Consider the following 26,252-nt stretch of genomic DNA (forward strand, 5'->3'; position numbering starts at 1 on the left):
TAAGTATTTGTGTTCGTAAATACATATAAGTTATATTAGTTAGGTGAGTATTAAGATACTACTAGTATATATGACAATATTCAAACAGTGTTGGTGAATTTATTATTAGATACTAAATAGCAAAGTATCTTAATAAATAAATCGGTAATAAGATTTGAAAATATTCAGAATTAAAATAATGAAGGTGAACTGATGTATACATTATTATTAATCATTTTCTCAATGATCGTCAGTTTAATACTTACACCAATAATTATAAAAGTATCGCAAAAAATGGATATTGTAGATAAACCCAATTATAGAAAAGTACATACCAAGCCAGTATCTGTACTGGGGGGTACTGTTATTCTGTTTTCTTTTCTACTGGGCATCTGGTTAGGACATCCGATTGAAACGGAGGTTAAACCGCTAGTCATTGGTTCTGTATTAATCTATCTTGTCGGTTTAATTGATGATATATATGATTTGAAACCAATAATTAAATTGATTGGTCAGATTGTTGCAGCAATCGTTGTTGTTTATTATGGTGTAACAATTGACTTTATTTCATTACCTATTGGTCCGACGATTCATTTTGGTATTTTAAGTGTACCAATTACTATTATATGGATTGTAGCAATTACTAATGCCATAAATTTAATAGACGGCCTCGATGGTCTTGCGTCTGGCGTTTCTGCTATCGCATTAGCAACTATAGGTTTTATCGCTATTTTACAAGCTAACATATTTATTATTATGATTTGTAGTGTGTTAATTGGTGCATTGTTAGGCTTTTTATGTTTCAACTTTCACCCAGCTAAAATTTTCTTAGGTGATAGTGGCGCGTTACTTATAGGTTTTATAGTTGGATTTTTATCATTACTAGGCTTTAAAAATATAACATTCGTGTCGCTGTTTTTCCCAATCGTCATCTTAGCGGTGCCTTTTATAGATACGCTTTTCGCTATGATTAGACGTGTGAAAAAAGGTCAACATATTATGCAAGCTGATAAATCGCACTTACATCATAAATTATTAGACTTAGGCTATTCACATAGACAAACAGTATTGCTTATTTATTCGATCGCCATATTATTTAGTCTTTCAAGTATCATATTGTATTTGTCTCAATCATGGGGCGTAATTATGATGTTGATTTTAATCGTTATCACTATCGAATTAATAGTAGAATTTACGGGACTAATTGATGATGAATATCGCCCGTTATTAAAATTAATAGAGAAAAAAGAACATCAAGATTAACGATGAAAATAAACTCTGAGATTATTTTATGTAACGCTAACCTGCTTTATGCAAGGTAGTCTTACATAATAATCTTGGAGTTTTTTTGTTTCATGGTGTTTCAATGTCGAATGGAAGGCGCTTAACATCTTCCTCAGTTATTTCGAAGTTGCTCCCAGTTATGCGGTTTAAAAATGCAATGAAATCATCATACTCAGTAGCTAACACATCTATAAAATAGCTTACTTTATCAGTATATTCCGTATCGCGATGAATAAAAGTAGTGCCAGCAAGTTCATGTTCAAATTTACCGGTTAAATCGTAAGCGATTGTTACTTTAGTAGGTATCGCCGGTAATAACTGTACGCGACCGAGATCGTTGATCACATCTCTGACGGCACCGCTATATGCACGAATAAGACCACCGCCACCTAATTTAATACCGCCAAAGTACCTTGTAACGACGACGCATGCATTATGAATATCTAACTTTTTTAATATTTCCAGCATCGGAACGCCGGCAGTACCACTAGGTTCTCCATCATCATTTGCTTTTTGTACGTTCATATTATCTCCAACTGTATAGGCAGAACAATTGTGCGTCGCTTCTTTATGATGTTGTTTTACTTCATCAATAAACTGCTTAGCCTCTTCTTCTGACTTAACAGGTTTAATCTGAGCTATAAAGCGTGATTTACTAATAACATTTTCTATAGTATGTGCTTTTTTAATAGTAATAATTGATTGTTGTTCCATCGTAAGACCACCCGTAGTTTATTTAAGTATATTATAATTATGTAGCGCGATATATAATGCTATATTACTTACAATAGGTGTAAGTGAGAAATAATACAAAGCAAAACCTTGTGTGGAAGATTTTGTGTAATTATTATACACTGTTTGCAATATCAAAATAAATGTAAAATCGATTTTAAATTAAAAGAAATTAAGGTATGATTGTGGTAAGTATAATTACATTGGGAGGTTTGACATGAAGATAGCTGTGATAACAGACTCTACAAGCTACTTGAGTGAGTCTATTTTAAAGAAACATAATATACCTATAGCTCCTCTAAGTGTTACTTTTGATAATGGTGATAACTATATAGAAAATGAAACGATCTTTGCGCCAGAATTCCAAGAACGTATGAAAAAATCGAAGACGATTCCTACAACAAGTCAACCTGCTATTGGTGAGTTTATCAAGAAATATGAGCAATTGAGAGATCAAGGATATACAGATATTATCGGCGTATTTCTGTCTTCAGGTATTAGTGGTAGTTATCAAACGGCTACACAAGCGGCAGAATTAGTTGAAGGCGTTAATGTACATACATTTGACTCAAAATTAGCAGCTATGGTCGAAGGTTCTTATGTGTTAAGAGCAATTGAACTGATTAACAAAGGATTACAACCAAAAGATATAATCGATGATTTAACTAATATGCGTGAAAACACCGGTGCCTTTTTAATGGTAGATGATTTGAAAAATCTACAAAAGAGTGGGCGAATTACTGGAGCACAAGCTTGGATTGGTACAATGTTAAAAATGAAACCTGTACTTAAATTTGATGACGGTAAAATTGTTCCAGAAGAAAAAGTACGTACAAAGAAAAAAGCATTGCTTGCACTTGAAAGTAAAGTGATTGAACAGGTTAAAGAACTAGATACTTTCACGATTTTCGTTATAGGCGGAGATAAGAAAGAGGACTCTGAATGGTTGTATAATGATTTGAAACAAAAATATCCAGACTATAAAATCATATATTCTGAATTTGGACCTGTCATTCTTGCACATTTAGGTTCAGGTGGCATAGGTCTGGGCTATGTAAGTAGAGATATCATTGAAGCATAAAAACTAAGATGAAGACTAGCATACATAGGGTGTGGGACAAAAATCTTAATTTTATAAGAAGATTTTGTAGTCCCGCCCTGGCAAAGATGACTAGCGTTGACAGCAGCTTGATATAAGCACATTTTCAATTCAGTCATCTACTGCCCCTATAAAAGTAGAGCCTGAAGACATATGATGTCCCGGGCTCTTAACAGCGTGCTAGTCTCTTTCTATAGGAGTTGATAAAAATAAAATTATACGGAAAGTTAATTACTGATAGGCAACAACTTACAACTGAAAGTATCGCCCAAAAATGTAAGGGCGTTTTAAAAAAAGACGGTGTATGGATATGTGTGCAATGTGGCACTAATGAAGCACAGGATTTTTATTCGTACCGTTCAAATTTTAGTGGTGAGAAGATAACATATTGCAGACGTTGTTTGTTTTTAGGGCGTATGGATAATGTAAATTCAGTAGTAATAACAACAAGTGTTAAACATCAGTCTATTGCACAGTATCAATTGCAATTTTCGTTAACTGAACAACAATTATACGCTGCTAATAAAATAGTGAAAGCTATAAAGATGCAAGAGAATTTATTACTGGATGCTGTAACTGGTGCTGGTAAAACAGAAATGATATTTAAAGGTATACAGTATGCTAGACAACACGGTTTGAATGTTGCAGTCGTGTCGCCACGTGTAGACGTTGTAATTGAAGTAAGCATGAGACTCGTAGATGCATTCAAATATGAAGATATAGATATAATATATGAAGGGCATCCACAACAATTTAACGGTCATTTGGTAGTAGCGACAGTGCAACAATTATTGCGCTTTAAAGAACACTTTGATGTAATATTTATCGATGAAGTAGATGCTTTTCCATTAGCGATGGACCCCATACTTATGAAAGCACTCGCTCTAGCTTCTTGCCAAAAATACAGTCATATTTATATGACTGCCACGCCTCCAAAACAACTGCTTAAAACAATCCCCGCACGCAATCAAATAAAATTACCCTCACGTTATCACCGTCATTTATTACCTGTCCCCACATTTAAATATTTAAAGCTGTATACGCATAAAATTCATCCAACTTTATTACAAATACTGAAACAACAAATACAAAATAAGCGTATAACACTTGTATTCGTAAATAATATTGTTGATATGAAGAAATTGTATCAATTATATCGATCCTATATAGAAGAACTTAACTATGTATATAGTGACGATAATAAGAGATACGAAAAAATTGCTGACTTAAGGGCAGGAAAGTATAAAGTTATATTTACAACTACCATTTTAGAAAGAGGCTTCACGATGGCACATATAGATGTCATAGTACTACAAAGTCATTTGTTTCTTACTTCGGCATTAATACAAATTGCAGGCAGAGTAGGAAGGAAGCTACATGCATGTGATGGTTTAGTTTTATTTTGTCATCAAGGTGTTTCCTGGTCTATGATAGCTGCTCGCAGAAAAATAAAACACATGAATCATTTAGCCGTAAAGAAAGGGTGGAGCGATGCCTAAATGTATACAATGTCGAACTCCTTTTATAGAGCAACTAGATATCATTAACTTATTTAAGTGTGCCAATAATATTTGCGAAAGTTGCAAATTGCAATGGGCAGAAGCTCAAATTAATGTAACGGGGCATTGTAAAAGATGTTTAAAACGTAAGTGTAATAGTGATGTAGTATGTGAAGATTGCTTATATCTAGCACAACGCTATAACTTAATGGCACAACTTTATTGCCAGTATAATTATAGTGGCGTAGTAAAAAAAACATTACAACAATATAAATTTATGAGAGATTACGCATTAAAAGAAGTCATTGCACAGAGCATAACATTTCCCCCAAATAAATATGATTACATTATACCAATACCTTCCCCGAGAGACAGAGACATAGAGCGCACCTTCAATGTAGTGACCACTGTGTTAGATGAGCTAGATATAAAATATTTACCATGCGTCGAAGCAAAGTATAAATTAAAACAATCTTCATTAACTAAAAAGCAAAGAGCAAAACAAGTTAATCCTTTCGAAATAATTTCAATTCATGATTTTACTGATAAATACATTTTACTTGTTGATGATATTTATACAACTGGCATTACAGTTCACCAAGTAGCGTGTAAATTTTTTGAGAGAAAAATCAGAAAATTCGATGTGTTTACGTTTGCACGTTAGGTTAAACGTGGTATTATAAAGTTAAGCAACATTACCAATATAGGGGTTTTAAAGGAGTCGATTACTATGATCAGATTTGAAATTCACGGAGAGAACCTCACTATTACAGATGCTATTCGCAACTATATTGAGGATAAGATTGGTAAACTAGAACGTTATTTTAACGATGTGCCAGATGCTACTGCACACGTCAAAGTGAAGACGTATACTAATTCAACTACTAAAATTGAAGTTACTATCCCACTTAAAAATGTGACGTTAAGAGCAGAAGAACGAAATGATGATTTATATGCAGGTATTGATTTGATTAACAGCAAGTTAGAACGTCAAGTTAGAAAATATAAAACACGTGTGAATCGCAAACATAGAGATCGCGGTGAACCTGACGTTTTTGCTGAAATTACAGAATCAAATAATGATACTAAAGAAGACAGTTCTGAAGATACAGATTTCGAAATTATACGTTCTAAACAATTTAGCTTAAAGCCAATGGATTCTGAAGAGGCAGTGCTACAAATGGATTTATTGGGGCATGATTTCTTTATTTTCACAGATCGTGAAACAGATGGGACAAGTATTGTTTACAAACGTAAAGATGGTAAATACGGATTAATCGAAACATCTGAATAATCATTTTAAATTTATAATTCTAGCGTCCAAGATGTGTTAAATCTTGGACGCTTAATTTTTGTTATGTTAATATGTAATAATTTGAAAGTAAAAAGTAGCTTTCATAGAGAATTATAACTATAACTTTGAAACGCAATTTAAAAAATATAAAAATAAGCAACAACTAATTTTAAGTAACGGTAATATAAGTGTAAATTTATGCTTATAAGTGGTAATATAAATTGTTGTAAGGAAAAGAGTTAATAAGCTAAAGGAGCGAACATAATGGGTTTTTTATCAAAGATTGCTGATGGCAATAATAAAGAAATAAAACGCCTTGGTAAATTAGCAGACAAAGTGCTCTCATTAGAAGAGGATATAACAATACTAACTGATGAAGAGATTCGTAATAAAACTGCAGAATTTCAAGAGAAATTGCAAGCAGAAGACGATATCAAAAAACAAGAAAAAATATTGGAAGATATCTTGCCAGAAGCCTTTGCTTTAGTACGCGAAGGATCTAAGCGTGTTTTCAACATGATTCCTTATCGTGTCCAAGTAATGGGTGGTATTGCTATCCATAAAGGTGATATTGCAGAAATGCGTACGGGTGAAGGTAAAACGTTAACGGCTACTATGCCTACTTATTTAAATGCCTTAGCAGGACGAGGCGTTCACGTAATTACAGTCAACGAATATTTAGCGAGTTCACAAAGTGAAGAGATGGCTGAACTATACAACTTTTTAGGTTTATCAGTGGGTCTAAATTTAAACAGTAAATCAACTGAAGAGAAACGTGCGGCATATGCTGATGATATAACTTACAGCACTAACAACGAATTAGGTTTTGATTACTTGCGTGATAACATGGTGAACTATGCCGAAGAACGTGTAATGCGTCCATTGAACTTTGCAATCATTGACGAAGTGGACTCAATTTTAATTGATGAAGCACGTACACCATTAATTATTTCAGGAGAAGCTGAAAAATCTACTTCTCTATATACCCAAGCTAATGTTTTTGCAAAAATGTTAAAAAATGAAGAAGACTATAACTATGATGAAAAAACAAAAGCTGTTCAGTTAACTGAACAAGGTATTGATAAAGCAGAACGTATGTTTAAAATCGATAACTTATATGATGTGAAAAACGTTGAAATCATTAGTCATATCAATACAGCATTACGTGCACATGTAACGTTACAACGTGATGTAGACTATATGATTAATGATGGTGAAATTTTAATTGTAGACCAATTTACAGGTCGTACAATGCCAGGTCGTCGTTTCTCTGAAGGTTTACATCAAGCGATTGAAGCTAAAGAGGGCGTAAAAATTCAAAACGAATCTAAAACGATGGCTTCTATAACGTTCCAAAACTTCTTTAGAATGTACAACAAATTATCTGGTATGACTGGTACAGCTAAAACTGAAGAAGAAGAATTTAGAAATATTTATAATATGACGGTTACACAAATACCAACGAATAAACCGGTACAACGTATCGATAAGCCAGACTTAATCTATATTAGTCAAAAAGGGAAATTTGATGCGGTTGTCGAAGATGTTATTGAAAAGCATAAAGAAGGGCAACCTGTACTTTTAGGTACTGTAGCAGTTGAAACAAGTGAATATATTTCTAATTTACTTAAAAAACGTGGTATCCGACACGATGTATTAAATGCTAAAAACCACGAACGCGAAGCGGAAATCGTTGCAAACGCTGGTCAACGTGGCGCTGTTACAATTGCTACAAACATGGCGGGTCGTGGTACAGACATCAAACTTGGTGATGGCGTCGAAGAATTAGGTGGATTAGCAGTTATTGGTACTGAACGTCACGAATCTAGACGTATTGATGACCAATTAAGAGGTCGTTCTGGTCGTCAAGGTGACCGCGGTGATAGTCGTTTTTATTTATCATTACAGGACGAATTAATGGTACGTTTTGGTTCTGAAAGATTGCAAAAAATGATGGACCGTTTAGGTATGGACGATTCAACGCCGATAGAATCTAAAATGGTATCTCGTGCTGTTGAATCTGCACAAAAACGTGTTGAAGGTAATAACTTTGATGCGCGTAAACGTATCCTTGAATATGATGATGTATTACGTAAACAACGTGAAATCATATATAGTGAACGTAACAGCATTATCGATAGCGAAAATAGTAGTGAACTTGTCAATTCTATGTTGCAATCAACATTAGAACGTAGCGTTGCACATTATATTAACGATGATGAAGAGAATCCAGACTACGAACCATTCGTAAATTATGTCGACGATGTATTTTTAAATGAAAATGAATTAAACGTATCTGAAATAAAAGGTAAAGATAGCGAAGATATTTATCAACTTGTATGGGAAAAAGTAGAAAAGGCATTAGCTCAACAAAAAGAAGCAATTGGTGAGCAATTTGATGAATTTGAACGTATGATATTATTACGTTCTATCGATACACATTGGACAGACCATATTGATACAATGGATCAACTTAGAGAAGGTATTCACTTACGTTCTTATGGTCAACAAAACCCATTACGCGACTATCAAAACGAAGGTCATCAACTATTTGACTCAATGATGCAACAAATCGAAGAAGATGTTAGTAAATATATCTTAAAATCTGTCGTTACGGTAGAAGATGATGTAGAAAGAGATAAATCTACTGATTTTGGTAAGGCTGAACATGTTTCAGCTGAAGACGGCAAAGAAAAAGCTAAAGCGCAACCTTATGTTAAAGATGAACATATTGGCCGAAATGATCCATGCCCTTGTGGTAGTGGGAAAAAATACAAAAACTGTCACGGCGCGTAAAATGACTCTACTGGAGTATGTTAATAATTTTTAACATACTCCAGTTTTTTACAATGCACAGACAATGTTTTGAAATGTTGTTTATAATGATATACTTTTAAAGTGAACAGTTTATTAAAAAGTGAAAGTTAATTAAACGCTAATAGGAGCGATGTACAATGGAATTATTAGAAATGAAAAGAAAGTTAGATAGTTACGAAGCTAAATTAGAACAACTTAGGGGGTCTCTTTGACTTAGAGGAAAAAGAGACAAATATTCAAGAATACGAAGAAATGATGGCGGATCCAACATTTTGGGATGATCAAAATAAAGCGCAAGAAATTATCGATAAAAATAATGCCTTAAAATCTGTGGTTAATGATTTTACTAGTTTGACTGATGAATTAGATGATATGTCTGCAACGCATGAGCTATTGGTAGAAGAAAATGATGACGATATGAAAGAAGCACTAGAAAGTCAAATCACGGGATTTAATGATAAAATTGAGCACTTTGAATTACAGTTATTACTAGATGGTCCTTATGATGCAAATAACGCAATTTTAGAATTACATCCGGGTGCAGGCGGTACAGAGTCTCAAGATTGGACGAGCATGCTTTTAAGAATGTACCAACGTTATTGTGAACAACAAGGCTATAAAGTAGAAACAGCTGATTATCAACCCGGGGATGAAGCAGGCGTGAAGAGTGTGACAATCATCGTTAAAGGTCACAATGCCTATGGTTATTTAAAAGCGGAAAAAGGTGTGCATAGATTGGTGCGTATCTCACCATTTGATTCTTCTGGTAGACGTCATACTTCATTTGCCTCATGTGACGTAATTCCTGAATTTAATAATAATGAGATAGAAATTGAAATCAATCCAGACGATATAACAATTGATACGTTCAGAGCTTCTGGTGCAGGTGGTCAGCACATAAACAAAACTGAATCAGCAATCCGTATTACGCACCATCCAACTGGCATTGTTGTTAATAACCAAAACGAACGCTCACAAATTAAAAACCGTGAAGCTGCTTTAAAAATGTTAAAAGCCAAATTATATCAATTAGAATTAGAAGAACAAGAAAAGCAAATGGCTGAAATTCGTGATGAACAAAAAGAAATTGGTTGGGGTAGCCAAATTAGATCTTATGTTTTCCATCCCTATTCAATGGTAAAAGATCATCGAACTAATGAAGAAACTGGTAAGGTTGATGCAGTAATGGATGGAGATATTGGTCCATTCATGGAAGCATATTTACGTAATCAAATGGCAAATGCAGAAAAATAAAAAATTAATTACTTAAAAAAATTAAGTCGCAATCTCATTTCTATCACGAAGCTGTTAAATATGACGCTAAGATGATAAGTAGTTGAGGTGCGACTTTTTTTATCGAGTTAATTCATACTGTAGTGCAGGAATTATAACTTTTTTAGTTTGAAAAATATTATGATTTTATATGTGATTTTCAATTAGATTTATTAATCGACTGATGACGTTGATTTCCTTAAACGTTGATGTAATGCATGATTTCATTGTTTTTCAAGTTGCATTTTATCTATAAAAGTAACGCTTTTATTACAGCTTGATAACAGTACTACGTGGTTATAAAAAGTGTGCTATATTAAAATCACAAAATCGGTTAAAAAGGATTGAACATCACCATGAAAAAAACGATCACGAGTTCTATTGTTTCTTTATCATTAATTGGTTTAATGGATCATACAGCTTCGGCAAGTCAGAGTCACCAAGTTGCCGAGGAAGAAACACAACTTAGTACATTAGCAGAAAAATATGCTTCAACAACGTCAGATATTATTAACTTGAATGGTCTAGCGGAAAATACGACACATGTCGCTAAAGGTACAACACTATTATTACCTGACCAAGATATTGTAGAGGTAAAAACGGGTGACACTTTATATAAAATAGGTGAAAAGTATAAGGTTTCTTTAGAAAAAATTTATAATTTAAACCCTAACGTGACCGAAACGATTCACGCAGGACAACTTATCGCAATTACGGAAAAAGGCTCTGCACATTTAGCGCCATTCAATAGTGATTTAAGTACTACCGTGCAATCAAATCAAAGTACCATTACGTATACAAACAACTTAAAAGATTCTAGTAATCAGTATGCAAGTTCATACGCCACACAATATACTAGTAACTACTATGTCAATACACAGCCGAATAATTATAATGTAAATCAATCTAGCCCTTATCAACAGCCATCCTACAATGCACAAAGCACTAATTTTGCAGGACATAATAATTATTATGATTGGGGGCAATGTACATATTATGCCTTTAATCGTCGCCAACAATTAGGCAAATCAATTAGTACGTTATGGGGCAATGCTAACAATTGGGCTTCAGCAGCGCAAAGTCAAGGATTCACAGTAAATAATCAGCCTGCAGTAGGTGCAGTTTTTCAAACAACTGCGGGGCCGTTTGGTCATGTAGGTATAGTTGAAAAAGCAAATCAAGATGGGTCTATTGTCGTTTCTGAAATGAATTGGCAAGGTTTAGGACAAAAATCATATCGTACTATAACGAACGCTAGCGCATATCAATATATTCATTAATTTAAATTATGGCTATAACTATTATATGTTCGTGCTTATGATTAATTATTTAAAACAGAATTATGTTTTAAATAAACAAGCACGTAAATATGTTAGTTATAGTCGTTTTATTTTTGAAAATTACACCTAAACACTGCATAATTTAATATAAGTAAATACGATATATTGTCTAGCAATATCAATCACATTTGCTTCAATTAATAGAAACTAGTATAATCTTTATTTAAATATACGAGGAGGCAAGTGTCATGGGTGTACATCAATATTTCAAACGTTTATCCGACTTAGAAACGTTAATAAGACTACCAGGGAAGTTTAAATATTTTGAACATAATGTAGCGGCGCACTCGTTTAAAGTTACGAAAATCGCGCAATATTTAGGTACCGTAGAAGAGTATCGAGGTAGTACTGTAGATTGGAAGAGTTTATATGAAAAAGCACTAAACCATGACTTTGCTGAAATATTTACCGGGGATATCAAAACACCTGTGAAATATGCGAGTGGTGAACTAAAAAAATTATTCTCGCAAGTTGAAGAAGAAATGGTCGACACATTTATTAGTGAAGAAATACCAGAACATTTTCAAAATATTTATCGTGAACGCCTACAAGAAGGTAAAGATGATTCGTTAGAAGGCCAAATCCTATCAGTAGCAGATAAGATTGATTTATTATATGAAACATTAGGTGAAATACAAAAACGAAATCCAGAACCACTGTTTTTTGAAATTTATGAATTGTCTCTAGAAACTATTATGCAATTTGATCACCTTTATTCGGTGCAAGATTTTATAGCGCATATCATTCCAGAAATGTTACAAGAAAAATATATTCCAAAGTCAGAATTATATGATACAACGATGCGTATTATCAATAAAAGAAATGAGTGAATAATATGATATGGTACATACTTGCTTCATTTTTTCCATGTGTATTAGTCATTTTATTTAGCGTATTAACTAGAAGTAAATGGGTTGGAACACTTTTAACGTTAGTATTAATAGGTGTATCCGTTCAAAAGGGTTTTTTTCACAATGAATGGATCATTTTTATCGATGTAGTATCCATTTTGGCAGGCTACATAATTATAGATAATTTAAAATTTCATAAAAAAGATGATGATTACGATTAAAAGATACAACAAACAATAAAATTGATTGTTTTGTCTATATCCATTTATACTATATATATTCGAAAACAAACATAGTGCACAACCTATGTTTGTTTTTTATTTGAACAAAAGTAAACTTAAAACAACGAACAAATGTTTGTATAAAAGTGACTGAATCTGTTAAAATAGACTGTAACTAATGCAGATTTATGTAAAATAACATGTTATATACGAACAAGTCTAATGATAAAAAGACATGTAATGCGATAATAAATAGGAGGCATGTGTCATATATGGAACATTACCCATTTAAATTAGCTTCTGATTTTAAACCCGAAGGCGATCAACCACAAGCTATACAAAAAATTGTAGATGGCATCAATGAAGGTAAAAGGCATCAGACATTATTAGGTGCGACAGGTACGGGTAAAACGTTCACAATGAGTAACGTTATTAAAGAGGTTGGCAAACCCACACTCATTATTGCTCACAATAAAACATTGGCAGGCCAATTATATAGTGAGTTTAAAGAATTTTTCCCTGAAAATAGAGTCGAATATTTCGTTAGTTATTATGACTATTACCAACCAGAAGCGTATGTGCCATCTACAGATACATTTATTGAAAAAGATGCTTCAATTAACGATGAAATAGATCAATTACGTCACTCTGCAACGAGTGCTTTGTTTGAACGCGACGACGTTATCATTATTGCCAGCGTAAGTTGTATTTATGGTTTAGGTAATCCAGATGAATATCGCGACTTAGTAGTTAGTGTAAGAGTTGGCATGGAAATGGATAGAAGTGAATTGTTACGTCAATTAGTAGATGTACAGTATACACGTAATGACATTGACTTTCGTCGGGGGACTTTTCGAGTACGCGGTGATGTCGTTGAAATTTTCCCAGCTTCTCGTGAAGAAATGTGTATCCGAGTTGAATTTTTCGGTGACGAAATAGATAGAATTAGAGAAGTGAATTACTTAACTGGAGAAGTTATACGTGAACGTGAACACTTTGCTATCTTCCCAGCGTCTCACTTCGTAACTCGTGAAGAAAAGATGAAATCAGCTATCCAACGTATAGAAGATGAATTAGCCGAACGATTAGAAGAATTAAGATCTGAAAATAAATTATTAGAAGCACAAAGACTTGAACAACGTACGAACTATGATTTAGAGATGATGCGTGAAATGGGCTTCTGTTCAGGTATTGAAAACTATTCAGTTCATTTAACTTTAAGACCATTAGGTTCGACGCCATATACATTATTAGATTACTTTGGCGATGATTGGCTTATTATGGTCGATGAATCACATGTTACTTTGCCACAAGTACGAGGCATGTATAACGGAGATAGAGCGCGTAAACAAGTACTGGTTGATCATGGCTTTAGATTACCTAGTGCTTTAGACAATAGACCGCTAAAATTTGAAGAATTCGAAGAAAAAACGAATCAACTTGTATATGTGTCTGCTACACCTGGACCTTATGAATTAGATCATACAGACGAAATGGTAGAACAAATTATTCGCCCAACTGGATTGCTAGATCCTAAAATTGAAGTGCGTCCAACCGAAAATCAAATTGATGACTTATTGGGTGAAATTCAGGAACGTATCGACAAAAATGAACGTGTACTCGTTACAACTTTAACGAAAAAAATGAGTGAAGATTTGACGACTTATATGAAAGAAGCGGGTATTAAAGTCAATTATCTACATTCCGAAATTAAAACATTAGAGCGTATTGAAATTATAAGAGATTTACGTATGGGAACTTATGATGTTGTTGTCGGAATTAACTTATTAAGAGAGGGTATAGATATTCCAGAAGTTTCATTAGTAGTTATTTTAGATGCTGATAAGGAAGGTTTTTTACGTTCAGAACGTTCGTTAGTACAAACAATTGGTCGTGCAGCACGTAACAGTGAAGGTGAAGTAATTATGTATGGTGACAAAATAACTGATTCAATGCGTTATGCTATTGATGAAACTGAGCGTCGCCGAGAAATACAAACGGCATATAATGAAAAATATGGCATTACACCGACTACAATTAACAAAAAAATTCACGATGTTATTAGTGCTACTGTTGAAAGCGATGATACTAATGAACAACAACAAAAAGAACTACCTAAGAAAATGACTAAGAAAGAACGTGAAAAAACAATTCAAAATATAGAAAAAGAAATGAAACAAGCTGCCAAAGACTTAGATTTTGAAAAAGCTACTGAACTAAGAGATATGTTATTTGAATTAAAAGCAGAAGGGTGACATTAATATATGAAAGAACCATCTATTGTCGTTAAAGGGGCGCGTGCCCATAATTTAAAAAGTGTAGATATTGAAATTCCTAAAAATAAATTGATTGTCATGACAGGTCTTTCTGGGTCAGGTAAATCTTCACTTGCTTTCGATACGATTTATGCAGAAGGTCAACGACGTTATGTTGAATCGCTAAGTGCGTACGCACGCCAATTTTTAGGTCAAATGGATAAACCGGATGTTGATACGATAGAAGGTTTGTCGCCTGCAATATCTATTGATCAAAAGACTACAAGTAAAAATCCTAGATCTATCGTAGCAACAGTAACTGAAATATATGATTACATTCGTTTATTATATGCACGTGTAGGTAAAGCATACTGTCCTAATCATAATATTGAAATAGAATCACAAACAGTACAACAAATGACGGATAGAATATTGAATTTAGAAGAACGCACTAAAATTCAATTACTTGCGCCTGTCGTTTCACATCGTAAAGGATCACACGAAAAATTAATCGACGATATTATCAAAAAAGGTTACGTTCGTGTACGCGTGGATGGTGAAATTACAGACGTTAACGAAGTGCCAGAGCTCGATAAAAATAAAAATCATACCATTGAAGTTGTCGTTGATCGACTCGTTGTTAAAGAAGGTATTGAAACGCGTTTAGCAGACTCTATAGAAACTGCTTTACGTTTAGCAGAAGGAAACTTAGTTGTCGATGTTATCGGTGACGAAGAATTAAAATTCTCGGAAAATCATGCTTGCCCAATTTGTGGTTTTTCGATTGGTGAATTGGAACCAAGAATGTTTAGTTTTAATAGCCCATTTGGTGCGTGCCCAACGTGTGATGGTCTAGGTCAAAAACTAACTGTAGATATGGACTTAGTTGTACCTGATAAAAGTTTAACACTTAATGAAGGTGCCATCGTACCTTGGGAACCAACAAGTTCTGATTTTTATCCAACATTATTAAAACGCGTATGTGAAGTTTATAAAATAAATATGGATAAACCATACAACAAATTAACAGAAAGACAAAAAGATATTTTAATGAATGGCTCTCAAGGGAAAGAAATAGCATTTACTTTTAAACAACGTAACGGTCAAACTAGAACACGTACGATGGAATTTGAAGGCGTAATTAATAATATCAATCGACGTTATCATGATTCTCCATCAGAATATGTCCGTGAAATGATGAGTAAATATATGACAGAATTGCCTTGTGAAACTTGTCATGGGCAACGTTTAAGTAGAGAGGCGTTATCTGTTTATGTATCAGGCCATAATATTGGTGAGGTAATTAATAAATCTATTAAAGAAGCACTTGAGTACTATGAAAATATTGACCTTTCTAACCAAGATAGAACAATAGCAAACCAAATATTAAAAGAAATTATTTCACGATTGAAATTCTTATTTAATGTTGGCTTAGAATATTTAACGTTAAATCGTTCTTCTGGTACGCTTTCTGGCGGAGAAGCACAACGTATTAGATTAGCTACGCAAATAGGTTCAAGATTATCAGGCGTGCTTTATGTATTAGATGAGCCTTCTATCGGCTTGCATCAACGTGATAATGATCGTCTAATCGAAACGTTAAAAGAAATGAGAGATTTGGGTAACACGCTAATCGTCGTCGAACATGATGACGATACGATGCGTGCTGCGGATTATTTAGTCGATGTTGGTCCAGGTGCAGGCGAACATGGTGGCGAAATTGTTGCTAGTGGGACACCAAAACAAGTGATGAAGAGTAAAGACTCATTAACTGGTCAATATTTGAGTGGCAAAAAGCGCATAGATGTACCTGAGCATCGACGAGAAATAACAAATAGAAAAATAAGCGTTAAAGGTGCGCGTAGCAATAACTTGAAAAATGTTGATGTTGATTTTCCATTATCAACGATGACTGTTGTTACAGGCGTCTCTGGCTCTGGTAAAAGCTCACTTGTAAACCAAGTGCTATATAAATCTTTAGCAAAAGAAATAAATAAATCTAAAGTGAAACCAGGAGATTGTGATGCAGTCGAAGGCATTGACCAATTGGAACGCATAATCGATATTGATCAATCACCAATAGGTCGTACACCTCGTTCTAATCCTGCCACTTATACAGGCGTTTTTGACGATATTAGAGATATATTCGCACAAACTAATGAAGCAAAAGTACGTGGTTACTCTAAAGGTAGATTTAGTTTCAACGTGAAAGGCGGACGTTGTGAAGCGTGTAAAGGCGATGGCATTATTAAAATAGAAATGCACTTTTTACCTGATGTTTATGTGCCTTGTGAAGTATGTGATGGTTCACGATACAATCGTGAGACGCTTGAAGTTACGTATAAAGGTAAAAATATTGCTGATGTACTTAGGATGACAGCTGAAGAAGCAACATACTTCTTCGAGAACGTACCAAAAATATATCGTAAATTAAAAACATTAGTCGATGTTGGGCTAGGGTATGTGACATTAGGTCAACCGGCCACTACTTTATCTGGTGGGGAAGCGCAACGTGTTAAATTAGCATCCGAACTACACAAACGTTCAACTGGTAAATCTATTTATATTTTAGATGAACCGACAACTGGACTACATGTTGATGATATTGGTCGATTGTTAAACGTCTTAAATACTTTGGTCGAAAATGGTGATACGGTCGTTATTATCGAACATAATTTAGACGTGATTAAAACGGCAGACCATATTATTGATTTAGGTCCTGAAGGTGGCGACGGTGGTGGTACGATTATCGCTACAGGTACACCAGAAGACATCGCACAAGTTGAATCGAGTTATACAGGACAATATTTAAAACACGTCTTAGAACGTGATAGTGTGCACAATTAATAAAGAACTTATAGCAAAATGGGAGTGGGACAAAATCTTATTTTTTTAAGAAGATTTTGTCCCACTCCGGTAAGGATGATTAGCGTTGAAAGCGGCTTGATAAAAGCGCATTTTCCATTCAACCATCTACTGTCTATATAAAAGTAGAGCCTGAAGATAATATGATATCTCAGGCTCCTTTTTAATTTATAGTAGCGTCTACTTCACGTTATTAATTAGCATTAATTTCAGTATAAATGGTCAATATATTTAGACGCTAATGTGACGAATCGTATATAATTAATAGATAGATGATTTAAATACGTATGCAGTCACACATTTTACACATATTTTAATTATGTTTAATAGTGACTTTTTGATATGATATGAACATAATACGTATAGGAAAAATATTATTGAGGTGAACCTATGTTAACTACTAAAGATCTAGTGGAACGGTTTGAACTTGAACTGATAGCCGGCGAGGCCGGATTAAATAAGCAAATTAAAAATACAGATATTTCTAGACCGGGATTAGAGATGGCAGGTTACTTTTCTCACTATGCATCTGATCGTATTCAATTATTAGGTACTACTGAATTATCTTTTTATAATTTACTCCCGGATGAAGAACGACAAGGAAGAATGAGAAAGTTATGTCGCCCCGAAACACCGGCTATTATTGTGACGAGAGATTTAGAACCCCCTGAAGAATTAATAGAAGCTGCAAAAGAATTAGAGACCCCGTTAATTATGTCTACGGTTGCTACGACACAATTGATGAGTCGTTTAACAACATTTTTAGAACATGAACTTGCACGTACGACATCATTACATGGCGTGCTAGTAGATGTATATGGCGTAGGTGTTATGATTACAGGAGATTCAGGCATAGGTAAAAGTGAAACAGCTTTAGAACTTGTTAAACGTGGGCATAGACTTGTAGCTGATGATAATGTCGAGATTAGAGAAGTGAGTAAAGATGAGTTGATTGGTAAACCGCCTAAATTAATCGAACACCTTTTAGAAATTCGTGGATTGGGTATTATCAACGTTATGACATTATTTGGCGCTGGCTCTATCTTGACTGAAAAGAGAATTCGTTTGAATATACATTTAGAAAATTGGCATAAAGATAAACTTTATGATCGTGTAGGTTTAAATGAAGAAACATTACGTATTCTAGATAATGAAATTACGAAAAAAACTATTCCAGTAAGACCTGGTCGTAACGTTGCAGTTATTTTAGAAGTAGCGGCTATGAACTATCGACTTAATATTATGGGCATTAATACTGCTGAAGAGTTTAACGATAGATTGAATGCTGAGATATTGCGCAATAGTAATAACAACAACGAAGGAGATTTACCTCAATGATGTTAAGTTATATCAATCCAGTCGCCATAGAATTAGGACCACTTTCAATAAGATGGTATGGCATTATTATTGCGACAGGTATTCTACTTGGATACTTTATTGCACAAGCTGGCGTCAAACGTATTGGTCATGATAAAGATACACTTGTTGATATTATTTTTTGGAGTGCGATTTTTGGCTTTATTGTAGCGCGTTTATATTTTGTGATTTTTCAGTTACCTTATTATATACAAAATCCAATTGAGATACCGATGATTTGGCACGGTGGTATTGCTATTCACGGGGGATTGATTGGTGGTTTTGCTACAGGCGTTATACTTTGTAAAAAGAAAAATTACAACCCGTTTCAAATAGGAGACGTTATCGCACCGAGTATGATTTTAGGACAAGGTATTGGTAGATGGGGCAACTTTATGAATCATGAGGCGCACGGGGGTCCTGTTTCTCGTGCTGTACTTGAACATTTACATATTCCGGAATTTATAATTAGAAATATGTATATTGATGGCCAGTATTATCAACCCACCTTCTTATATGAGTCTATATGGGATATTTTAGGTTTTATTATTTTGATTACGTTACGAAAGCATTTGAAAATTGGGGAAACATTTTGTTTATATTTAATTTGGTATTCTATTGGCAGATTTTTTGTCGAAGGTATGCGTACAGATAGTTTAATGTTGACTGAACATATTAGAGTAGCACAATTAATGTCTGTCATACTCGTTATAATTGGTATAGCGAGTATAATTTATAGAAGAATAAAATATAATCCAGTGCAATATAAAAATGCGGGTCCATTATCTTGGCCGAAAACAAAAGCGAAGTGATTAAGTGAGAAATATTAACAAGCAACGTGTTGCAAATACCAATCCTTTATGGACGATGTATCGACACGTAAGTAGATTTAAAGTTTTAAAACAAACAATTGTTATAGAGATTTGCCGCTATTTACCTAGTTTGAAATTAAAAAGGTGGATGTATAGGCACCTATTAAAGATGACCGTTGGTGAGCATACTGCTTTTGCATATAAAGTTTTGCCTGATATTATGTATCCTGAGTACATTTATATCGGTCATAATAGTATTGTTGGCTATAATACGGTGTTGTTAACACATGAGTTTTTAGTGGATGAATTGCGCACTGGAAAGATTTACATTGGTAATAATACGATGATAGGCGCCAATGTAACAATTTTACCGGGTGTTACTATAGGCTCCAACGTTAAAGTTGGGGCAGGTTGTATCGTCAATAAGGATATACCTAATAATGTTTTAGCATATGGTAATCCACTACAAATTGTTAGCGAAAGAGATAAATAAAAAAGGAGGTGTACATGGATGGCACAAAATGACAACATAATCCCAATGAATTTTGATGCGGACTTTTATAAAAAAATGGGAAATCAAAAATTACAGCAACAAGCATATACAAAAGCTGCTGAATATTTCGGTAAAGTGCTAGAAATGTCACCTCAAGATTTTGATGTAACAGTAAATTATGCATTATGCTTGTCAAAAATCGGGAATGGTCAACGCGCCGAAACACTTTTTTATGAATACATTATTAAAGATGCGTTTGTAGCGCAAAGTTTTTTCCAATTAAGTCAGTTAAACATCGAATTGAATGAACCAAACAAGGCTTTCTTGTTTGGTATTAATTATGTATTAATAAGTGAAGATGAAGCATACTATGAAGAATTAGAAAATATGTTTGAGGTTTCTTATAATTCTGGGCATGACATTAACTTAGAAAGTCAATTATTTGCAGTACAATTGATCTTTCAATATTTATTCTCACAAGGTAGGTTGCCTGAGGCGAAAGATTATATTAAGCGGCAAGAGGATGAAGTCCAACAACATAGAATCATACGTAATTTGTTAGCAATGTGTTATTTATATTTAAGTGAATATGATATTGCGAAAGAGATGTTTGAAACTTTACTTGCTGAAGATAAATCAGATATGCATGCATTATGCCATTATACTTTATTACTATATAATATTAATGAGACAGAAAAGTATCAAAAGTATATTCAGCTTTTAAGTAAAGTGATGCCGATGAATGAAGATGAATCGTTTAAACTTGGTATCGTACTAAGTTATTTAAAAGAATACAATGTTTCACAAAGATTGCTAGTCCCACTCTATAAAAAAGGTAAATTTTTATCTTTGCAAATGTATAATGCATTAAGTTTTAATTATTATTATTTAGGTGAACGAGAAAAAAGTGAATTTTTTTGGTCAAAACTACAAGAAATTTCAAAAGTTGATATAGGGTATGCGCCATGGAAGATTGAAGAAAGCAAAACCTTCTTTAATCAACATATTTTACCTTTATTACTAAATGATGATAGCCATCGTCGCCTTTACGGTATTTTTTTACTCAATCAATTAAAAGGGCGAGAAGTATTGTTGACTGAAGAAATTTGGTCTATTTTAGAAGGTATGAACGATTACGAAAAACTTTATTTGACATATCTAATTCAAGATTTGAAATTAAATAAGCTAGATTTCGTGCATAGAGGTCTAGTACAACTTTACAATATCGAAAGCTTGAAAGATAATGAAGAATTGTTTATTGTATGGATTGATCAAGCAGAAGCAATTATCGCAGAAAATGTAGATTTAACGCATGTGAACCATTATGTTGCAGCTTTTGTTTATCACTATTATCAAAATAGTGATAGCAAAGTTTCGAAACGACAAGTAATGGATTGGTTTGATGTAACACGTTATCGCTTGAGTAAAGCGATAGATTATCTGTTAAGCATATAGTTTTGAGAAATTTAATAATTACTGTATAATTCGCATAATGAATTAATAAATAGGAGGCTATGAAATGACTGAACAAGTGGATTATGACGTTGCTATTATAGGCGCTGGACCTGCAGGTATGACGGCTGCTGTTTACGCATCTAGAGCAAACTTAAGCACTGTTATGATTGAGAGAGGTATGCCAGGCGGACAAATGGCAAATACGGAAGAAGTAGAAAATTTCCCAGGATTTGAAATGGTAACGGGTCCTGATTTATCTACTAAAATGTTTGAGCATGCGAAAAAATTTGGTGCAAAATATCAGTATGGTGATATTAAATCAGTCGAAGACAAAGGTGACTATAAAGTTGTTGACCTTGGCAATAGTCAAATTACTGCACATGCCGTTATCATTACAACGGGTGCAGAATATAAAAAAATCGGTGTACCAGGCGAACAAGAACTAGGCGGTAGAGGCGTTAGTTATTGTGCGGTATGTGACGGTGCATTCTTTAAAGGTAAAAAATTATTCGTCATTGGCGGTGGTGACTCAGCAGTTGAAGAAGGTACATTCTTAACAAAATTTGCTGACAGCGTAACAGTAGTTCATAGAAGAGATGAATTACGTGCTCAAAAAATATTACAAGATCGTGCATTTAAAAATGACAAAATTGATTTTATCTGGAATCATACGCTTAAAACAATCAATGAAAAAGATGGTAAAGTCGGTTCAGTAACTTTAGCTTCTACGATTGATGGTACAGAAGAAACTTTAGACGCTGATGGTGTTTTTGTATATATCGGTATGAAACCATTAACTGCACCATTTGAAAATCTTGGTATTACGAATGAAGTGGGTTACATTCTAACTGATGATGATATGAAAACTTCAGTACCAGGTATCTATGCTGCCGGTGATGTAAGAGAAAAAGGCTTACGCCAAATTGTTACAGCAACTGGCGACGGTAGTATCGCAGCACAAAGCGTGCAAGCTTATATCGAAGAATTAAAAGATAAAATGGAAGTTTAAGCTAATATCAATAAAATAACAGCTAGGATAATTGACTTACGAGTGGGTAGGTTAATTTATCTTAGCTGTTTTTTTATAACTATAATACTATGATGAAACTATTATTTAATGTAAAATGTATCATGATATAGTATATAGATTTTTACTTGTAATATTCAGGAATTAAAATTTAAGTGGATGGTGTAGTAAAAGATGCAAAAAAGCGAAAAAGATAATGTTAAAAGTGAATTATTATTAATAACTGGTATGTCAGGTGCCGGGAAATCACTTGTTATTCAAAGTTTAGAAGACATTGGTTACTTTTGTGTTGATAACCTACCACCTATCTTATTACCAAAGTTTGTCGAGTTAATGGAACAAGGTAATCCTTCGTTGAAAAAAGTGGCGATTGCTATTGATTTGCGTGGTAAAGAATTATTTAAATCATTCGTCAAAGAAGTAGATGCGATTAAAAGCAAAAATGACGTAATCGTAGATCTTATCTTTTTAGAAGCAAGTAAAGAACGCCTAATTTCGAGATATAAGGAAACGCGTAGAGCGCATCCATTAAATGAAAATGGGCAACGTTCTTTGATAGAATCAATCGAAGAAGAACATCATTTATTAACAGAAATTAGAAGCTGTGCAAATTATATTATCGATACTTCTTATTTTACACCGAAGGAATTAAAAAAGCGTATCAATGATTATTTTAATAGTAGAAATTATGAACCCTTTAGCGTCAATGTGACGAGTTTTGGTTTTAAACATGGTATTCAAATGGACGCAGATTTAGTATTTGATGTTAGGTTTTTACCCAATCCATACTATGTAGAAGAATTAAGGCCTTTAACAGGCGAAGATAAGCTAGTTTATGATTACGTAATGAAATGGCAAGAAACTGAAACGTTTTACGAAAAATTAATCGATTTATTAAAATACATGATACCCGGTTACAAAAAGGAAGGCAAAACACAGTTAGTTATTGCTATGGGGTGTACAGGAGGTCAACACCGTTCTGTAGCTTTGGCTAAAAGAATTGGTGAAGAATTAAAAGAAAGCTTTGACTATAATGTATATGTACATCATCGTGATGCACATATTGAAAGTGGCGAGGAAAATGGAAAAAATTAAACTTGTACTTATCGGCGGTGGCACTGGATTATCAGTTTTAGCACGTGGATTAAGAGATTATAATATCGATATTACTACTATCGTTACTGTTGCAGATGATGGTGGTAGTACAGGTAAGATACGTGACGAAATGAATATTCCAGCACCTGGAGATATTCGTAATGTCATATCAGCATTAAGTGAAGCAGAGCCTATATTGGAAGAGTTATTTAAATATCGATTTCAAAAAAACCAAATCGAAGGGCACTCGTTAGGAAATTTATTAATAGCTGCGTTGACTAATATTACAGATGATTTTGGACACGCGGTTAAAGAATTAAGTAAAATTTTAAATATTAAAGGTAGGGTTATACCTTCTACAAATGCGAGTGTCCAGCTAAATGCTGTTATGGAAGACGGCGAAATTGTCTATGGAGAATCTAATATACCTAAGCAAAACAAAAAGATTAAGCATGTCTTTTTGGAACCCAAACATGTTCAACCAATGGCAGAGGCATTAGACGCTTTATCAGAAGCTGATTTAATTGTATTAGGGCCTGGGTCTTTATATACTAGTGTAATATCAAATTTATGTGTAGAAGGTATTGCAGAAGCTGTTATTAACAGTGAAGCACCTAAGTTATATGTTACTAACGTTATGACTCAACCAGGAGAGACAAATAATTATTCAGCATATGATCATATTAAAGCGATTCATGACCATGTAGGTAAAGAATTTATTGATTATGCGATATGTAATGAAGAAACATTTAACCGCGACGTGCTAGACAGATATGAAAAAGAAAACGCGGGCCCGGTAAAAAATGATAGAGAAGAATTGGATAAAGCAGGTATTAGTGTGTTCTCACATGATAACTTAGTAGAAATTTCATCAGAACATTACGTACGTCATAATAATAAAGTGTTATCAAATATGATTTATGAAATTGCATTAGATACTACGGAAACGATTAAGTTTAAGCGTAAGTGATGTGTAGCATAGGAAATAATTTGTAGTAAAGAAAAGGAATGAGTACATATGAGCTTTGCATCAGACATGAAAAATGAATTAACGAGAATTGAAGTTGATATAGACAACGCAAAAGCAGAGCTCAGTGCCTTGATAAGAATGAATGGCGCACTCAGTTTGGCTAATCAACAATTCGTAATTAATGTACAAACAGAGAATGCGACAACAGCTAGAAGAATCTATTCATTAATTAAAAAAATATTTAACGTTGAAGTTGAAATTTTGGTGCGAAAAAAAATGAAATTAAAGAAAAATAACATCTATATTTGTAGAGTGAAGATGAAAGCTAAGGAAATTTTAAATGACTTAGGCATTTTAAAAAATGGTATTTTTACGCATGAAATTGATGAGGCGATCATTGAAGATGATGAAATGCGTCGCAGTTACTTAAGAGGTGCATTTTTAGCGGGTGGATCAGTCAATAATCCAGAAACTTCATCCTACCATTTAGAAATATTTTCTTTATACGAAAATCATTCAGAAGGCCTAACTAAGTTAATGAATGGCTATGAATTGAACGCCAAACATTTAGAACGCAAAAAAGGAAGTATTGTCTATTTGAAAGAGGCTGAAAAAATATCCGATTTTTTAAGTTTAATCGGAGGTTATCAAGCGCTTCTTAAATTTGAAGATGTCCGCATTGTTCGCGACATGAGAAATTCAGTTAACAGACTTGTTAATTGTGAAACTGCTAATTTAAACAAAACTGTGAGTGCGGCTATGAAACAAGTAGAAAGCATACAATTAATAGATCGAGAGATAGGACTAGATAATTTACCAGATCGCTTAAGAGAAATTGCGAAATTACGGGTAGAACATCAAGAAATTTCTTTGAAGGAATTGGGTGAAATGGTATCAACAGGTACAATTTCAAAATCTGGAGTGAATCATCGACTGCGTAAGTTAAATGAAATGGCTGACAAAATAAGAAGCGGTGAAGATATAGATTCTTTGTAGTTAAACATAGATAGAAAAATAATATTAGTAAAATGGCTAGCTATAAGGCAATTGTTGCCTAGCTAGTTTTTTTATTTGATGTAAAAAGAAAATAAGTTGCATAAAATTGTAAAAGTTTATGTTGCGATATTTAATTTTGCAGAGCATAATAAATTATGCTTCAAATTAAAATAACACGTGAAGGAAGTAAATATATGGGTACTTTATTTATGTATTTAGCATTTATTCTATTCATTGCTATTCTATTTTTACTAATATTAAGTGGTGTGATGAATTTTGGGAATAAGAAAAACGTATTGTTTTTAGTAACTATAGTAGTATTAATTATTGGAGTCGTAGCGTTGTATGAAAAAGGGTCAGAAATGCGTAAACACGAAATCGATCCATTAGAATATAAAGGTTAATAAAACTAAAAAATGTGTAAGTCTTCAAATCATTTTGAAGGCTTATTTATGTGGGATAATGGGCTTAAATAGGTTGATAAAATTAATAAAGAAGCTAGAAAGTATTTATCCTTTCTAGCTTCTTTATAGTATTAAC

22 protein-coding genes are annotated in these 26,252 nt (G+C 33.6%); 21 read left to right on the forward strand and 1 reads right to left on the reverse strand.

Translation table 11 applies throughout. From position 1 onward, the window contains the following. Nucleotides 1–192: 192 nt before the first annotated feature. Nucleotides 193–1,242 carry a glycosyltransferase family 4 protein gene (locus RPL90_RS00475; protein WP_313541370.1) on the forward strand — a complete coding sequence of 350 codons (1,050 nt, stop codon included), beginning with the start codon at nt 193–195 and terminating at the stop codon, nt 1,240–1,242. A gap of 90 nt (nt 1,243–1,332) precedes the next feature. On the opposite strand, the gene RPL90_RS00480 is transcribed toward RPL90_RS00475, so the two are convergent. Beyond that, entirely contained in the window at nt 1,333–1,977 is a 645-nt protein-coding gene (locus tag RPL90_RS00480; RefSeq protein ID WP_313541372.1) for a YigZ family protein, read from the reverse strand. Between the two features lie 235 nt (nt 1,978–2,212). Here RPL90_RS00480 and fakB1 point away from each other — a divergent pair, with 235 nt between their 5' ends. From fakB1 to RPL90_RS00580, 20 genes are all read left to right on the forward strand, one after another. After that, nucleotides 2,213–3,076, forward strand: a complete 864-nt coding sequence (gene fakB1, locus RPL90_RS00485) for a fatty acid kinase binding subunit FakB1 (protein WP_313541373.1) — start codon at nt 2,213–2,215, stop codon at nt 3,074–3,076. 434 nt (nt 3,077–3,510) lie between these two features. Beyond that, complete coding sequence (locus tag RPL90_RS00490) at nt 3,511–4,593, forward strand: DEAD/DEAH box helicase family protein (protein WP_313541375.1); 1,083 nt, start codon at nt 3,511–3,513, stop codon at nt 4,591–4,593. Between the two features lie 88 nt (nt 4,594–4,681). Further along, on the forward strand, nt 4,682–5,257 hold the full coding sequence (locus RPL90_RS00495) for a ComF family protein (protein WP_313541377.1): 576 nt from the start codon (nt 4,682–4,684) through the stop codon (nt 5,255–5,257). A 66-nt stretch (nt 5,258–5,323) separates the two neighbouring features. Beyond that, nucleotides 5,324–5,887 (forward strand): ribosome hibernation-promoting factor, HPF/YfiA family, encoded by a 564-nt coding sequence (gene hpf, locus RPL90_RS00500; protein WP_313541379.1) that lies wholly within the window; start codon nt 5,324–5,326, stop codon nt 5,885–5,887. Nucleotides 5,888–6,151: 264 nt separating this feature from the next. Continuing rightward, nucleotides 6,152–8,683, forward strand: coding sequence for a preprotein translocase subunit SecA (gene secA, locus RPL90_RS00505; protein WP_313541381.1), 2,532 nt, complete (start codon nt 6,152–6,154; stop codon nt 8,681–8,683). A 158-nt stretch (nt 8,684–8,841) separates the two neighbouring features. Further along, nucleotides 8,842–9,958 (forward strand): peptide chain release factor 2 gene (prfB, locus tag RPL90_RS00510; RefSeq protein ID WP_313541383.1). Its coding sequence is split into 2 segments (ribosomal slippage): nt 8,842–8,913 and nt 8,915–9,958, totalling 1,116 coding nucleotides; the frame shifts between segments, so codons are not numbered across the junction. A 374-nt stretch (nt 9,959–10,332) separates the two neighbouring features. Further along, the gene (locus tag RPL90_RS00515) at nt 10,333–11,256 is read left to right on the forward strand and encodes a CHAP domain-containing protein (protein ID WP_313541385.1); all 924 of its coding nucleotides are present in this window, start codon (nt 10,333–10,335) and stop codon (nt 11,254–11,256) included. A gap of 248 nt (nt 11,257–11,504) precedes the next feature. Then, nucleotides 11,505–12,146: a YfbR-like 5'-deoxynucleotidase gene (locus RPL90_RS00520; protein ID WP_313541387.1), complete on the forward strand. Its 642-nt coding sequence runs from the start codon at nt 11,505–11,507 to the stop codon at nt 12,144–12,146. 5 nt (nt 12,147–12,151) lie between these two features. Continuing rightward, entirely contained in the window at nt 12,152–12,388 is a 237-nt protein-coding gene (locus tag RPL90_RS00525; protein ID WP_313541389.1) for a CsbA family protein, read from the forward strand. Between the two features lie 272 nt (nt 12,389–12,660). Beyond that, nucleotides 12,661–14,643: an excinuclease ABC subunit UvrB gene (gene uvrB / locus RPL90_RS00530; RefSeq protein WP_313541391.1), complete on the forward strand. Its 1,983-nt coding sequence runs from the start codon at nt 12,661–12,663 to the stop codon at nt 14,641–14,643. A 9-nt stretch (nt 14,644–14,652) separates the two neighbouring features. Beyond that, nucleotides 14,653–17,490 (forward strand): excinuclease ABC subunit UvrA, encoded by a 2,838-nt coding sequence (uvrA, locus tag RPL90_RS00535; RefSeq protein ID WP_313541393.1) that lies wholly within the window; start codon nt 14,653–14,655, stop codon nt 17,488–17,490. 408 nt (nt 17,491–17,898) lie between these two features. After that, nucleotides 17,899–18,846: an HPr(Ser) kinase/phosphatase gene (gene hprK, locus RPL90_RS00540; RefSeq protein ID WP_313541395.1), complete on the forward strand. Its 948-nt coding sequence runs from the start codon at nt 17,899–17,901 to the stop codon at nt 18,844–18,846. Further along, nucleotides 18,843–19,676, forward strand: a complete 834-nt coding sequence (gene lgt, locus RPL90_RS00545) for a prolipoprotein diacylglyceryl transferase (RefSeq protein WP_313541397.1) — start codon at nt 18,843–18,845, stop codon at nt 19,674–19,676. The genes hprK and lgt overlap by 4 nt, the downstream gene beginning before the upstream one ends. A gap of 4 nt (nt 19,677–19,680) precedes the next feature. Next, on the forward strand, nt 19,681–20,169 hold the full coding sequence (locus RPL90_RS00550) for an acyltransferase (RefSeq protein WP_313541399.1): 489 nt from the start codon (nt 19,681–19,683) through the stop codon (nt 20,167–20,169). 18 nt (nt 20,170–20,187) lie between these two features. After that, nucleotides 20,188–21,624, forward strand: coding sequence for a tetratricopeptide repeat protein (locus RPL90_RS00555; protein WP_313541401.1), 1,437 nt, complete (start codon nt 20,188–20,190; stop codon nt 21,622–21,624). Between the two features lie 64 nt (nt 21,625–21,688). Further along, on the forward strand, nt 21,689–22,633 hold the full coding sequence (gene trxB / locus RPL90_RS00560) for a thioredoxin-disulfide reductase (protein ID WP_195715710.1): 945 nt from the start codon (nt 21,689–21,691) through the stop codon (nt 22,631–22,633). 192 nt (nt 22,634–22,825) lie between these two features. Beyond that, on the forward strand, nt 22,826–23,746 hold the full coding sequence (gene rapZ / locus RPL90_RS00565) for an RNase adapter RapZ (protein ID WP_313541402.1): 921 nt from the start codon (nt 22,826–22,828) through the stop codon (nt 23,744–23,746). Beyond that, nucleotides 23,733–24,716: a gluconeogenesis factor YvcK family protein gene (locus RPL90_RS00570; RefSeq protein ID WP_313541403.1), complete on the forward strand. Its 984-nt coding sequence runs from the start codon at nt 23,733–23,735 to the stop codon at nt 24,714–24,716. The genes rapZ and RPL90_RS00570 overlap by 14 nt, the downstream gene beginning before the upstream one ends. A 48-nt stretch (nt 24,717–24,764) precedes the next feature. Beyond that, nucleotides 24,765–25,712, forward strand: a complete 948-nt coding sequence (gene whiA / locus RPL90_RS00575; protein WP_313541404.1) for a DNA-binding protein WhiA — start codon at nt 24,765–24,767, stop codon at nt 25,710–25,712. A gap of 194 nt (nt 25,713–25,906) precedes the next feature. After that, nucleotides 25,907–26,116, forward strand: a complete 210-nt coding sequence (locus RPL90_RS00580) for a hypothetical protein (protein WP_313541405.1) — start codon at nt 25,907–25,909, stop codon at nt 26,114–26,116. The last annotated feature ends 136 nt before the right edge of the window (nt 26,117–26,252 follow it).

Source organism: Staphylococcus kloosii (assembly GCF_032139365.1).
GTDB lineage: Bacteria > Bacillota > Bacilli > Staphylococcales > Staphylococcaceae > Staphylococcus > Staphylococcus kloosii_A.

Coding starts and splice junctions, on each gene's coding strand:
- RPL90_RS00475 (WP_313541370.1), top strand. CDS start 193: ATGTATACATTATTATTAATCATTTTCTCAATGATCGTCAGTTTAATA.
- RPL90_RS00480 (WP_313541372.1), bottom strand. CDS start 1,977: ATGGAACAACAATCAATTATTACTATTAAAAAAGCACATACTATAGAA.
- fakB1 (WP_313541373.1), top strand. CDS start 2,213: ATGAAGATAGCTGTGATAACAGACTCTACAAGCTACTTGAGTGAGTCT.
- RPL90_RS00490 (WP_313541375.1), top strand. CDS start 3,511: ATGGATAATGTAAATTCAGTAGTAATAACAACAAGTGTTAAACATCAG.
- hpf (WP_313541379.1), top strand. CDS start 5,324: ATGATCAGATTTGAAATTCACGGAGAGAACCTCACTATTACAGATGCT.
- secA (WP_313541381.1), top strand. CDS start 6,152: ATGGGTTTTTTATCAAAGATTGCTGATGGCAATAATAAAGAAATAAAA.
- RPL90_RS00515 (WP_313541385.1), top strand. CDS start 10,333: ATGAAAAAAACGATCACGAGTTCTATTGTTTCTTTATCATTAATTGGT.
- RPL90_RS00520 (WP_313541387.1), top strand. CDS start 11,505: ATGGGTGTACATCAATATTTCAAACGTTTATCCGACTTAGAAACGTTA.
- RPL90_RS00525 (WP_313541389.1), top strand. CDS start 12,152: ATGATATGGTACATACTTGCTTCATTTTTTCCATGTGTATTAGTCATT.
- uvrB (WP_313541391.1), top strand. CDS start 12,661: ATGGAACATTACCCATTTAAATTAGCTTCTGATTTTAAACCCGAAGGC.
- uvrA (WP_313541393.1), top strand. CDS start 14,653: ATGAAAGAACCATCTATTGTCGTTAAAGGGGCGCGTGCCCATAATTTA.
- hprK (WP_313541395.1), top strand. CDS start 17,899: ATGTTAACTACTAAAGATCTAGTGGAACGGTTTGAACTTGAACTGATA.
- lgt (WP_313541397.1), top strand. CDS start 18,843: ATGATGTTAAGTTATATCAATCCAGTCGCCATAGAATTAGGACCACTT.
- RPL90_RS00555 (WP_313541401.1), top strand. CDS start 20,188: ATGGCACAAAATGACAACATAATCCCAATGAATTTTGATGCGGACTTT.
- trxB (WP_195715710.1), top strand. CDS start 21,689: ATGACTGAACAAGTGGATTATGACGTTGCTATTATAGGCGCTGGACCT.
- rapZ (WP_313541402.1), top strand. CDS start 22,826: ATGCAAAAAAGCGAAAAAGATAATGTTAAAAGTGAATTATTATTAATA.
- RPL90_RS00570 (WP_313541403.1), top strand. CDS start 23,733: ATGGAAAAAATTAAACTTGTACTTATCGGCGGTGGCACTGGATTATCA.
- whiA (WP_313541404.1), top strand. CDS start 24,765: ATGAGCTTTGCATCAGACATGAAAAATGAATTAACGAGAATTGAAGTT.
- RPL90_RS00580 (WP_313541405.1), top strand. CDS start 25,907: ATGGGTACTTTATTTATGTATTTAGCATTTATTCTATTCATTGCTATT.